The 12,964-nt window shown below is 47.2% G+C and carries 10 protein-coding genes; 2 read left to right on the forward strand and 8 right to left on the reverse strand.

Annotated features, from left to right (window positions below; all coding sequences use genetic code 11):
- Positions 1 to 20: 20 nt before the first annotated feature.
- From ACQRBJ_RS02610 to ACQRBJ_RS02635, 6 genes are all read right to left on the reverse strand, one after another.
- Positions 21 to 1,865 carry a M6 family metalloprotease domain-containing protein gene (locus tag ACQRBJ_RS02610; protein ID WP_445302787.1) on the reverse strand — a complete coding sequence of 615 codons (1,845 nt, stop codon included), beginning with the start codon at positions 1,863 to 1,865 and terminating at the stop codon, positions 21 to 23.
- Between the two features lie 70 nt (positions 1,866 to 1,935).
- Complete coding sequence (locus ACQRBJ_RS02615; RefSeq protein WP_445302788.1) at positions 1,936 to 2,781, reverse strand: EFR1 family ferrodoxin; 846 nt, start codon at positions 2,779 to 2,781, stop codon at positions 1,936 to 1,938.
- Between the two features lie 2 nt (positions 2,782 to 2,783).
- On the reverse strand, positions 2,784 to 3,173 hold the full coding sequence (locus ACQRBJ_RS02620; RefSeq protein WP_294968014.1) for a DUF1573 domain-containing protein: 390 nt from the start codon (positions 3,171 to 3,173) through the stop codon (positions 2,784 to 2,786).
- Positions 3,174 to 3,313: 140 nt separating this feature from the next.
- Positions 3,314 to 6,220, reverse strand: coding sequence for an excinuclease ABC subunit UvrA (gene uvrA, locus ACQRBJ_RS02625; RefSeq protein ID WP_445302789.1), 2,907 nt, complete (start codon positions 6,218 to 6,220; stop codon positions 3,314 to 3,316).
- Positions 6,221 to 6,260: 40 nt separating this feature from the next.
- A complete protein-coding gene (gene rlmH / locus ACQRBJ_RS02630; protein WP_217760127.1) occupies positions 6,261 to 6,731 on the reverse strand; it encodes a 23S rRNA (pseudouridine(1915)-N(3))-methyltransferase RlmH in 471 nt (156 codons plus the stop codon).
- A gap of 42 nt (positions 6,732 to 6,773) precedes the next feature.
- Positions 6,774 to 7,103, reverse strand: coding sequence for a DUF4491 family protein (locus ACQRBJ_RS02635; protein WP_295346874.1), 330 nt, complete (start codon positions 7,101 to 7,103; stop codon positions 6,774 to 6,776).
- Between the two features lie 176 nt (positions 7,104 to 7,279).
- Here ACQRBJ_RS02635 and ACQRBJ_RS02640 point away from each other — a divergent pair, with 176 nt between their 5' ends.
- Positions 7,280 to 9,031 carry a phospho-sugar mutase gene (locus ACQRBJ_RS02640; protein WP_153084021.1) on the forward strand — a complete coding sequence of 584 codons (1,752 nt, stop codon included), beginning with the start codon at positions 7,280 to 7,282 and terminating at the stop codon, positions 9,029 to 9,031.
- A gap of 64 nt (positions 9,032 to 9,095) precedes the next feature.
- On the opposite strand, the gene ACQRBJ_RS02645 is transcribed toward ACQRBJ_RS02640, so the two are convergent.
- On the reverse strand, positions 9,096 to 10,364 hold the full coding sequence (locus tag ACQRBJ_RS02645; RefSeq protein ID WP_445302790.1) for a ComEC/Rec2 family competence protein: 1,269 nt from the start codon (positions 10,362 to 10,364) through the stop codon (positions 9,096 to 9,098).
- Positions 10,365 to 10,498: 134 nt separating this feature from the next.
- On the opposite strand from ACQRBJ_RS02645, the gene ACQRBJ_RS02650 reads away from it, so the two are divergent.
- On the forward strand, positions 10,499 to 11,938 hold the full coding sequence (locus ACQRBJ_RS02650; protein WP_294968027.1) for an amidophosphoribosyltransferase: 1,440 nt from the start codon (positions 10,499 to 10,501) through the stop codon (positions 11,936 to 11,938).
- A gap of 78 nt (positions 11,939 to 12,016) precedes the next feature.
- Here ACQRBJ_RS02650 and ACQRBJ_RS02655 read toward each other — a convergent pair whose 3' ends face one another.
- Positions 12,017 to 12,727, reverse strand: coding sequence for a carcinine hydrolase/isopenicillin-N N-acyltransferase family protein (locus tag ACQRBJ_RS02655; RefSeq protein WP_445302836.1), 711 nt, complete (start codon positions 12,725 to 12,727; stop codon positions 12,017 to 12,019).
- Positions 12,728 to 12,964: the final 237 nt, after the last annotated feature.

Genomic DNA, 12,964 nt, shown 5'->3' on the forward strand with positions numbered 1-12,964 from the left:
TATGTATATTTCTGTTTTCTCTAGAATATCATCTTATATCCCTTGTTGGTGCTATAGAGATGTCCCTTGATAGGATTCTTCACCTTACGGCCTTCCATATCGTAGTATTCTGTAGGTCGCTTGTCGGTAATGTTGATGATTGTCTTGCTGATGCCTGTAGAAGCGAAGTCCTTGAGGTAATCAAAGGTAACCATACCCGTAGCTTCATCCTTCTTGATGTTGTAGAGAGGACGGGAGGTAAGGGTACTCCAGTTGAATTTCACCTCGGTCAGACTGTTCACATCGCTGCCATCCTTACCGATGCCATAAGCTGGGAATGGGTCGTTTTGGTTGCTGGTGTCATAATCGCTCCAGGTATATGTGTTGTTGTCTCCACAGTTCATCTGGTTGATGACGAGACCATCTGCCGGTACTACCATCACTCTGGATATTCCCTTGATATCGTTGGGATAATCGTAGAGTGATACGCAATCCTTGTCAGCATAATCTATGCGCCAAACCAGCAATCCATATCCCGGCAGGCTCTTATACCAGCCTTCGTTTCTGATATTCTGCAGCAGCAGGAATTCTCCCTGTGCTCTCTTCTTGAGGTTCTGTCTGGTTGCCTCGCTGATGATGCCGGCAGAGTAGTTCTCGTTGATGAAAAAGTTGCTGTCGTCAACATCTGCCATAATCTTATAGGCTTTCGATGCCATATCGTATGGTTCCAGCGTCAGCTGTTCTGCCTGGGTTGAAGATAGAGTGACAGGATCTATCCAACCCATCATCATCTTTTCCCATGGAGTATATGGAGTAGGGCAATAGCCGTCTTGGGTATATTCTCCTGCGTCCATCAGGTCCCAGTATTCCGGACTCTGATTGTCTGCATAGGTTGATGAGCCGGATACCGGATAATGATCCGGCAGACCCATGGTATGTGAGAATTCATGACAGAAGAGGCCGATGCCATTCAGCAGATACTTGCCGTCTTGGGTATCCTTCGGGGTACCGTTCAGTTCGTTGTTGATGCCATAGCGGGAGAAGCTCATTCCGTCGCACTCCAGGTTGCCTGCCGGATTTCCATTCTGGTCGTATCGGTAGAATAGGGTAGCTCCTGATTTTGGCCAGAGGCAGTCATCTGAATTGCCGCTGATACTTTCCGAATAACCGGCATAGATGACGTAAACCAGGTCTACACAGCCATCGCCATCTGCATCGTATTGGGAGAAATCCACCTGATCGTCAACCAAGCTGCAGGCTTCACCCAGCATCTGGTCGCAATGAATGTCAATGTCGTCTTCGCTTCTGTTCTTTCCATAATAGGCAAAGTTCTGACTGAGTGTAACCGGTCCCACCACATCAAATTGTGGAACAAACTTGCCCAGGCTGCAGTGCTTGAAGTATTCTCTTACCGAACCGTAGTTGGTTGTTTCTTCCTTTGTCGAGAAAACCTTGGCATCGGCAACTGGTGCTGCTTCTCCCACTTCTGCGTTGAGATAATGGTTGAAGGTGGTTGCCGGCGAGGTGCTCTTGAATTTAACGTCTTGAAATTCTACCAGGATAACCAGTGCTTTTGGAGTTCCGAGATGTGGAAAATACTGCTGGTTTCCGATACTGCTGGCTCTCGTTTTGCGTGCCATGCTAGCCTGTAATCTAGCTTGCAATGCCTGGGTTGATGATATCTCGTATGTCCCGTTGGTCATCTTCTGTAAGGGAGTACCGTCCAGGAGGGTATAGTAATGGAAGTTTTCATCTCCCTTGAGGGTAGCAGAAACGTAGCTTCCGTCAGTCATCATCAGTCGGCATACGCCAGGCTTTGCTTTGGCAGCAAACAAAGAACTTGCTGCCATCCATGAAAAGGCCAGGCTTAGTAAGATTTTCTTCATATAGTTAAACTGTTTAGGATGGGTTATTATTAAATGAAATACTTTCCGTTCTATCATGGAATACAGTTCTCTACTTAAAGAAATACTGTCCCTTCTTCCGGGTTTGTTTTCCAAACTCAATGGCATGATGCGGACAATGGTGGTAGCATGTGAAGCAGGTGAGGCAATTCTTGTGATGCAGCCATTCCGGGTAAGCACCATGACCGCCCTTGATATCACCTACCGGACAGACGTTGGCACAGATGCCACACTTCACGCAGCGGTCTTTCTCAACATGAAATCGCTTGTCGGTGATGAGCACTTTCTCAAAGAATCCTCCTACTACCTTTGTGAAGAACCAGGGAATGGGACCTTTTACGAGCCTGTTTACGCCCTGCTTGCGATTGAATATCTCCTCGCATACCACCTCCAGTTCCTGTGCAGCCTCTTCCTTCTTCCGGATTTCACGCTCCTTTGGGTCTACATCCATAAAAGGAAGTCCCACGTATGATTCCGGCATAATCAGGGAGTAGGACGAATCTACGGCTGTAATGCCCAGATCTGCAAGAGAAGGATTGGATGAGATGACCTCATTGAGGTTCTCGATGGTGAGTCCGATGCTGTCACCAGCCGTGCATACACAGTAGACGAAAGAACGTCTTGTCTCTTCTTTCTTTCCATCTTCTGTGTTTTCTGCTCTCTGAATCTTGAGATTTGCGATAAACTCTCTCACCAGTCTCGGTACTCTCCAGCCATGTACCGGAAAAACGAAACCAAGCCGTTCATCCTCCTGGAGGGTAAACGGCTCGGTCATATCATACTTGGTATCATCGGCTCTCATATAAGGGGCGATGGATATCAAGCTGTCATGTGTGGCAGCCGCCAGTTTGGAAGCTGCCCACTTGGTATTTCCTGTTCCTGAAAAATAGAATATCATGATTATTTCTTTTCAGACATCACGCCTTCGATATAGATGCGTGACATTTCTACATTGCCATTGGTACGAACAGTGATGCTCTTTTTGAAATGTCCAGGGAACATGCCCTTGCCATTATAAGTCACACTGATCTGTCCCTTCTGACCTGGAGCAATAGGCTTCTTGGTATATGAAGGTACTGTACATCCACAACTAGCAATAGCCTGGTTGATGATAAGAGGTTTGTCGCCCACGTTGGTGAAAGTAAATGTTGCTTTCTGCACAGGGTTGCTCTCTTCGAAGGTTCCGAAGTTATGAACGAGCTTTTCAAACTTTATCTCTGCCTGGGCAGAGGCTGTCGCTGTGATAGCTACAAGCATAGTCAATGCCAATATGATTCTTTTCTTTTTCATTTCCTTTCTTATTTTATTATTATTTCTTTTCTTTTTTATATAATTCGATGCAAAAGTACACATAAAGTTTAGTATAACGTTAATTTTTTACATTATTTATATTAATAGTTACTTCGCTTGCCTGTCTTTTGCTTCATTACCTATAGATATTTCTGCAGGAATTTGCCCGTCAGACTCTCTGGGCAGGCTACCACTTCTTCCGGTGTTCCTGCCACAACCAGACTGCCGCCCTTATCTCCGCCTTCCGGTCCCAGGTCGATTATGTAGTCGGCACACTTGATGACATCGAGGTTGTGCTCGATGACTACCAGCGAATGTCCTCTTTCTATCAGGGCATCAAAGGCATGGAGCAGTCGCTTGATGTCGTGAAAGTGAAGTCCCGTGGTTGGCTCATCGAAGATGAAAAGCGTTGGCGACTGTTCTTCCTTGCCGATGAAATATGCCAGCTTTACACGCTGGTTTTCACCACCGGAGAGGGTACTGGAGTTCTGTCCCAGCTTGATATAGCCGAGTCCTACTTCCTGTAATGGCTTCAGGCGGCTCACGATGATGCGGCAGGTTGCAAAGTCTTCTTCATTGTGCTGCAGCTTCTCGTTGCTGAAGAACTCGATAGCCTCGTTTACGGTCATGTTGAGTACGTCGTTCACGTCCTTTCCTCCGTATCTCACTTCCAGGATGTCGTGCTTGAACCGTTTGCCCTTGCAGGCTTCGCAGGTCAGGGTAAGGTCAGCCATAAACTGCATTTCGATGGTTACATAGCCCGCTCCCTTACATTCCTCGCATCGTCCTCCCTCGGTATTGAAGGAGAAGTATTGTGCGGTGAAACCCATCTGCTTGGCAAGTGGCTGGTTGGCAAAGAGCGTACGGATGGCATCGTATGCCTTCAGATAGGTGGCAGGATTGCTTCGCGTACTCTTGCCGATAGGGTTCTGGTCTACGAATTCTACGTGGTTGATGGCATTCAGGTCGCCTTCTATCGAGGTATATTCGCCTGGTGCATCGGCTACCAGATCCAGCTTGCGGCGCATGGCAGGGTAGAGGATGCCCTTGATGAGTGAACTCTTTCCTGAACCGGATACTCCGGTTACTACGGTGAACACGTTGAGCGGAATCTTTACGTCGATGCCACGCAGGTTGTTCATGCGTGCTCCCTTGATTTCCAACGCCATGTTCCAGGCACGATGACTGGTTGGACGTTCTATCTTCTCGGCATGGGTGAGATATTTGATGGTATAACTCTCCGGATATTTCGCCAGAAGCTTTTCCTGTTCTTTCTGGTCTGTTACGGAATATTCTGATGCAGGTCCGGAATAGACCATTCTTCCGCCAAGGCGTCCAGCATCCGGACCGATATCTATCAGATAGTCGGCAGCTCTCATGATTTCTTCATCGTGCTCTACTACTACTACCGTATTGCCCAGTTCCTGCAGTTCTCTTAAAACCTTGATGAGGCGATCGGTATCACGGCTGTGCAGACCGATACTTGGCTCATCGAGGATGTAGACACTGCCTACAAGCGATGAACCGAGATTGGTGGTCAGGTTGATGCGCTGGCTCTCACCGCCAGAAAGACTGTTGGAGAGGCGGTTGAGTGTAAGATAACCAAGTCCCACATCCAGAAGGAATTGCAGACGATGGGTTATCTCTGTGAGTAGTCGCTTGCTGATCTCTTTCTCGTGATCGGTCAACTCCAGCTTCTTGAACCATGCACTCAGATTGGTAACCGACATGTCTACCAGTTCCGTAATGCTCTTGCCACCTATTTTTACATAGTTGGCTTCCTTCTTGAGTCGGGTTCCGTGACAGTCCGGACAGATGGTCTTTCCGCGGAATCGGCTCAGCATCACACGGTATTGTATCTTGTACTGGTTCTCCTTCACCATTCTGAAGAATTCATCGATGCTCACACGGTCGTGCGGATCCCGGTCTTTCTCTGTAGGCAGACCATGCCAGAGCCAGTCTTTTTCCTTCTGGGTCAACTCATAGTATGGCTTGAAGATAGGGAAGTGGAATGGTTCAGCACGGCGGATAAACTCTTTGAGCCACATGCCCATCTTCTCTCCACGCCAGCAAACCACGCAGCCGTCGTAAAGACTTAGCGAGGTGTTGGGAATCACGAGTTTCTCATCGATGCCTATCACGCTTCCGAATCCCTCGCAGGTAGGGCAGGCGCCCAGTGGAGAGTTGAAGGCAAACATGTTGTCTGTCGGTTCTTCAAAGGTGATGCCGTCTGCCTCGAAACGGGTAGAGAAATCGTAGCTGATATTGCTAGGCAGGAAGAGAATTCGGCAGGCACCGTCTCCTTCATAGAAGGCTGTCTCGGCAGAATCGAAGAGACGGCTGATGTCGTCCTTCTCATCACTTACCGACGCACGGTCGATGACGAGATAAATCTCTTTTCCCTGTTGTTCTATAATTTTCTTGAGGTCATCTCCGCTGGCTTCCAGCAGTTCCTTGTCTGCAGATTCCAGGAAGTCTTCGATGCGTATAAACTCATTCTTTTCCATGATGCGGGCATAGCCTTCCTGCATGTACATCTCCAGCTGCTTGCTGAGGCTTCTGCCTTCGATGACATGGATAGGTGCAAGGATGACATACTTGGTACCCTTTGAATACTGGCGGGTACAGGCTAAGACATCCTCTGCGGTATGGCGCTTCACTTCCTGTCCGCTGATAGGCGAATAGGTTTTGCCGATGCGGGCATAGAGCAGTCGGAGATATTCGTAAATCTCCGTATTCGTTCCCACGGTAGAACGGGGATTGCGTGAAATCACCTTCTGTTCGATGGCGATGGCAGGTGGTAATCCCTTGATGAAATCGCATTCCGGTTTACTCATTCTGCCCAGAAACTGGCGGGCATACGAAGACAGCGACTCCACATAGCGTCGCTGACCTTCTGCATATAAGGTATCAAAAGCCAAAGAAGACTTTCCCGACCCGGAGACCCCCGTAATGGCAACAAACTTGCCCTGCGGTATCTTCACGTCGATATTCTTCAGGTTGTTGGCTCTCGCCCCTTTAATCTCTATATATTTCTCTTTTGACATTGAACTTTGAACTTTGAGCTTTATGATTAGTGATCCTCTTTTACTCGTGATGATAAGGCTCACCTTTTATAATAGTGCATGCGCGATAGAGTGCCTCGGTAAAGATAAGGCGTACCATCTGATGCGAGAAGGTCATCTTGGAAAGCGAGATCTTCTCGTTGGCGCGGTCATATACTGCCTGCGAGAATCCGTAAGGACCTCCGATGATAAACACAAGCCTTCTAGCCGTAGCCTGCTTGCGTTCTATCCACTTCGCAAACTCTATGCTTCGGAATTCCAGTCCATGCTCATCCATCAATACCACGGTATCAGAAGGCTGCAGAAGCTTCAGAATCAGTTCTCCCTCCCGTTCCTTCTGCTGCTGTTCGCTGAGGCTCTTGGTATTCTTGAGCTCAGGAATCGTGGTTATATTGAACGGCATGTAGTGCGTGATGCGCTCGGCATAATCCTTGATGCCCGCAATGAAATGCTTGTTCACGGTCTTTCCGACCAGTATGAGTTCTGTTTTCATTTCGTTGAATTTTTCTTCCTATACACTTGAATTCTTCACTCTTCACACTTCACTCTTCACTTCGTCCCTATAGTATCCTTTCTTTTCCAGTTTCGGGTTCTTCGGGAACCATCCCTTCTCGCATCTTTCCTTTTGTTCAAAGAGTTCACCGATGCTCCAGAGACACGAAGCTCCTACTACGCCCAGAAGAGCAGAGCCGAGGACATTGGCAACCAGAAAGGCTGCTCCTACGCAGATGATACCCGTCACGAGAAACACCCACCAGAATCGGGTGCCGGTATGATATTCTGTCTTGATAACAATAGGGTGAAAGATACCTATTATTAAAAAGGTGGAAATGGCGATGATGACGCCCGTATAATATAATTCCATATACCTAACTTTTTATTTTATTTCTTTTTCAATGTGCAAAAATACAAAAAAAACTTCAATCTTGTTTGGTTTATCAAAATTTTTATATAACTTTGTACGCAAAAAGAGATATATTGTGCTGTTTTCGAGCACAACCCTCTATATGAACATTATTAATAACAAAATAGAATCAAACTATGGCTAATAACGCAGAATTAATCAAGCAGTGTGAAGAAAGAGCACAGCAGTGGCTCACACCTGCTTTTGACGAAGAAACCCGTAAGGAAGTAAAGGCAATGCTCGACGCAGAGGACAAGTCTGCTCTCGTTGATGCATTCTATCAGAATTTGGAGTTCGGTACTGGTGGCTTGCGCGGTATCATGGGCGCAGGTACCAACCGTATGAACAAGTATATCGTTGGTATGGCTACCCAGGGCTTTGCTAACTACATTCTCAAGGCTTTCCCAGGTGAGGAGAACCTTTCTGTAGTGGTAGGTCACGACTGCCGTAACAACTCCCGTCTCTTCGCTGAGACCGTAGCTGCCATCTTCTCTGCCAATGGCATCAAGGCTTATCTCTTCGAGAGCCTCCGTCCTACACCAGAGATTTCTTTCGCTATCCGTGAGCTCGGTGCCAAGGCTGGTGTCAACGTAACAGCTTCTCACAACCCTAAGGAGTACAACGGTTACAAGGCTTACTGGAGCGACGGTGCTCAGGTTCTGGCTCCTCATGATACAGGTATCATCGAGGAGGTGAACAAGGTTACTATCGACCAGGTGAAGTTTGAGGCTAACTGGGATAAAATCAAGATTATCGGTGGTGAGATGGATTACGACTACATGACAGCCGTTCATTCTGCTATGATTGACCAGGATGTCATCAACCGTCAGAAAGACCTCAACATCGTTTATTCTGCTATGCACGGTACAGGTCGTGTCATCGTTCCTCTCTGTCTGCGTTCTTGGGGCTTCCAGAACATCAATGTTGTTCCTGAGCAGATGGTTGTAGATGGTAACTTCCCAACAGTGGTTTCTCCTAACCCAGAGAATGCAGAGGCTATGACCCTCGGTATGAAGCTCGGTACTAAGTTGAACGCTGACCTCGTGGTAGCTACTGACCCAGATGCTGACCGCCTGGCTATCGTTTGCCGTGATGACAAGGGTGAGTGGATGATCATCAATGGTAACCAGACAGCCATGATGTTCTGCTACTATATCATCGAGAACAAGAAGAAGTTGGGCAAGTTGAAGCCAACAGACTTCCTCGTAAAGACCATCGTAACAACAGAAGTTATTGCTGAGATTGCCAAGAAGAACAACGTAGAGTTGCGCGACTGCTACACCGGTTTCAAGTGGATTGCACGCGAGATTGCCATCTCTGAGGGCAAGCAGCAGTACATCGGTGGTGGTGAGGAGAGCTTCGGCTTCTTGCCATACGATAAGGTACGTGATAAGGATGCTCCTGCTTCTATCTGCCTCATCTGCGAGATTGCAGCATGGGCTAAGGATCAGGGCAAGACTCTCTACGACCTCCTGATGCAGATTTATGCAGAGTATGGCTTCAGCAAGGAGTTTACTGTAAACGTAGTTCGCCCAGGTAAGACCGGTGCTGACGAGATTAAGCAGATGATGGCAGACTTCCGTGCCAACCCTCCACAGGAGTTGGGTGGCAGCAAGGTGGTAACCTGGAAGGACTACCAGTCTTTGGAGGCTAAGCATGCTGACGGCAGCGTAGAGAAGCTCGATATGCCTGCTACAAGCAATGTACTCCAGTGGTTCTGCGATGACAACACCAAGGTAAGTGTCCGTCCATCAGGTACAGAGCCTAAGATCAAGTTCTATATTGAGGTTAAGGATCCTTCATTCAAGTGCGCTGGCTGCTACAACCGTTGCACAGCTGCTGCAATGGATAAGATCGAGGCTATCAAGAAGAGCCTGAAGTTGGATTAATGAATGTAAATGATTGGGAGATGCCTTCTGTGGTTTCTCCCGACAACCCTATTTTTTTTGAGCATTATCTATGATTCATAAATAATGCATTCTCCGGCGAGAAGTCTTCCTGACTTCTCGCCATTTTGTTTCTTATCCTTTTTATTCTTACCCATCCGGCATACACTAACCCTATGACGGCATAGATGCAGAATAGGGCAGGGAGGGGAAGGTGGATTCCATCAATGCTGGCACCGGGAGCCAAGGAGATGAGATGGAAGGCGGTATTGGCAAAATGAGTGATGGATACCAATGCCTTGGCAATCCAGCTTGTCAGCCAGGAGGCGGGAGCGACTGTCGGCGACAGAAGCAGGAAGGGACTCAGCAACATCAGCATGCAACAGAGGTAAAGAATGCCCGTGGCGGCAGGAATTGCAATGAATGTGGTAAGAAGGGAATAGCACGAGATGCGCCCGAAGTAATAAGTGATGAGCGGAAGAGTTCCAATCTGGGCAGCTGCCGATACGCAAAGCATACTCCATATCCATTGTGATAGGCGATGAGCAGGATGGTAAAGAGAACTGAGCAACGGCATAAACACGATGATGGAACCAACTGCCGCAAACGACATCTGGAAACTGAGGTCGAAGAGATAAAGTGGATTCCACAATAGCATGAAGGTTAAAGCGGTGGAGAGCAAATGGAGCGATTCTCCTTTTCGCCGGGTCATCATTACAAATCCATAAACACTCAGCATGGTGGCAGAGCGGACGGCACTCGCAGGCACGCCAATGAACAGAACATACATCCAGATGGCTAGAAGGGCAGAAAAAATGACGAAGATATGGCGGCGATTGCCACCTAACAGCATGATGAGCAGCTGGAAGATGATGCTGATATGCAGTCCGCTTACGGCTAATACATGGTTTGCTCCAGCTACGGAATAAACCTCTTTCGTGTCCTTGTCCAGCGCCGTCTTGTCGCCCAGTGCCATTGCTGCAATGATCCCAAAGTCTTCATTCTCAATGCCCAATCCCTTCATCTTCTGTTCTGTTTCCGCTCTCCGTTCTTGCGCAGTTATCTGAAACCGGTCCAGTTCCGAAAGTTCATCTATCGTAAAATAGGTATCAGGCTTTCGCTCCCGATATTCCTGATAGGAAGTGAGAAGACCACCCAGAAGAAACATACAGATATATAAAAGGATGTGCTGGCTTAGTATCCATTTCCGCAGGATGATAGCCATGCCAGTCATGACCAGCAGGAGAATGAGCCAAAGGACCGGAGGCATCTGGTCATAGCCATATTTGGCTATGATAATACCCGCGCTCAGTATGATGTTCATTCTGATATTCATGTGCAAAGTCACCTTATGTTGAGCGCAAAGATACATTAAAATTCTGAAAATCGACTGTTTTTTCTTGCATAATTTACATCTTTTTATTACCTTTGCACCCAATATTACAAACAATAACATAGAATTATACTCTTATGGGAGGTATTTTCGGAACTATTTCCAAGAAAAGTTGTGTCGCAGACCTGTTCTACGGCACTGATTACAACTCACATCTCGGCACACGTCGAGGCGGTTTGGCAACCTACAGTAGTGAGAAAGGCTTCGTGCGCTCAATTCACAACCTTGAAAGTTCTTATTTCAGAACGAAGTTTGAGCCTACACTCAACAAGTTTGAGGGAGCAACATCTGGTATCGGCGTAATCAGCGATACGGATGCGCAGCCATTAATCATGAACTCACATCTTGGCCGTTTCGCCATTTGTACTGTAGCTAAGATTGTAAACAAGGATGAACTAACCCAGTACCTGCTAGACAAGAACATGCACTTTGCAGAGATGTCTTCAGGCAGCACCAACCCAACCGAGTTGGTTGCATTACTCATTATTCAGGGTAAGACATTCCGCGAAGGTATCGAGAATGTATTCCACCACATCAAGGGCTCCTGTACCATGATGATTCTAACCGAGGATGGTATTATCTGCGCTCGCGACAGTTGGGGACGTACACCTATAATTATAGGTAAGAAGGATAGTGCCTATGCTGCTTCCAGCGAAACCACCTCGTTCCCTAACCTCAATTATGAAACAGAATATGAGCTGGGGCCGGGAGAAATCGTCAAGATTACTGCCGACAAGATGGAGCAGCTTCGTCCTGCCAACAAGAAGATGCAGGTTTGTTCTTTCCTCTGGGTTTACTATGGTTTCCCTACATCTACCTATGAGGGCAAGAATGTAGAGGAGGCTCGTTTTACCAACGGTTTCAATCTCGCCAAGAGTGATGATGTTGAGGTAGACTGCTGCAGCGGTATTCCGGATTCTGGTACTGGTATGGCGATGGGATATGCTGCCGGCAAGGGTGTGCCTTATCAGCGTTGTATTGCCAAGTATACTCCTACATGGCCTCGTAGCTTTACTCCAAGCAACCAGAGCATGCGTTCATTGGTAGCCAAGATGAAGCTGATTCCTAACAAGGCGATGCTCAAGGGCAAGCGTGTGTTGTTCTGTGATGACAGTATCGTTCGTGGTACCCAGCTTCGCGACAACGTGAAGGTGCTTTTCGACCAGGCAGGCTTGAAGGAGTGCCATATGCGTATTGCATGTCCTCCATTGGTATATGGTTGTCCGTTCATCAACTTCACTTCTTCAAAGAGTGATATGGAGCTGATTACCCGTCGCATCATCGAGAAGTTTGAGGGTGATGCCAACAAGAATCTTGATAAATACGCTACCACTGGTTCTCCTGAGTATCAGAAGATGGTAGATGAGATTGCCAACCAGTTGGGCTTGACTACATTGAAGTTCAATACCATCGAGCAGCTGGTAGAGGCTATCGGTCTTCCAAAGTGCCAGGTATGTACCCATTGTTTCGATGGCAGCAGCGCATATACTCTTGATGAGTTTGCTGATGAAGACTAAAATAAGAATATAAGTTCTTGATAGATTAGAAGATAGGTCTAGCAACACCGCGCTTTGCGGGGGTCGCTAGACCTATTTTTATATTATTTCTCGGCAAAATCTTCTTTTGCATAAAATGTATTCTTTTGCATAGAACGTAAACTTGTTCTTGTAATCTCTGTTCACGCAGACGGTTGCCTTGCGCTGGGAGAGATTGTATATCACCGACCACTGGGTATGGCTCGTTGGATTGCCTGGAGTTTCTGCCTGACTCACACCATTGAGCAGATTCATGGCTCCTTCCTCTGACAACTGGTTGCTGTTCTGTTTCAGAACGAATTCTATAATATCGTAGCGGGTCTTGCCGTGGTTCGAGAGTTTCGGACCTTTATCTGAACATGCCATGGTTTCAGATACATAGAAGTTGCTGGCATAGCGCTTTTCTATCACCTCGCGGGTGTTTGGCAATACGTCAGGATGTTTGAAATGAGTCTTTCCGTCTTCACCCGTATATTCATCGTCGATGTAAATCTTGCTTTGGTGATCCTTGTCATATACGAATTCTACGATGGCATAACGGCCCGTGGCATCTGCCATATAGAAATGATAGTTACCGTCATTATCTGGTATCCAGAGGTCATATCCGTCCAGAATCTTGAGAGCTTCATCTACCGTCTTGGCATGATCCAGCATCATGCGTAAGTCCAGGGTTGTAGTCAGTTTCTTGCCCGTGCTTGCCTGCTGGGTTGGCTTGCCGTCGAGATGGAGTACGGATACGGCAAAGCCGGCCTCGTTCATGCCGTCCATCAGAAGATATGGAAATGCCTGCTTGGTATAACTCCATAAGTATGATACTTAGCTGTCGTAACCATGATACTTAGCAATCGTAACCATGATACTTAGCAATCGTAACCATGATACTTAGCAATCGTAACCATGATACTTAGCAATCGTAACTATCTTGTTTACGCCTTACTTACCCTACCCTTCCCTGGAAGGGCAGGTCGGGGCGGTATCCTGCAGGCAATAGTCGTTCTCTAAATAAGA

This window comes from Prevotella sp. SGI.167 (assembly GCF_050313615.1).
Taxonomy (GTDB): domain Bacteria; phylum Bacteroidota; class Bacteroidia; order Bacteroidales; family Bacteroidaceae; genus Prevotella.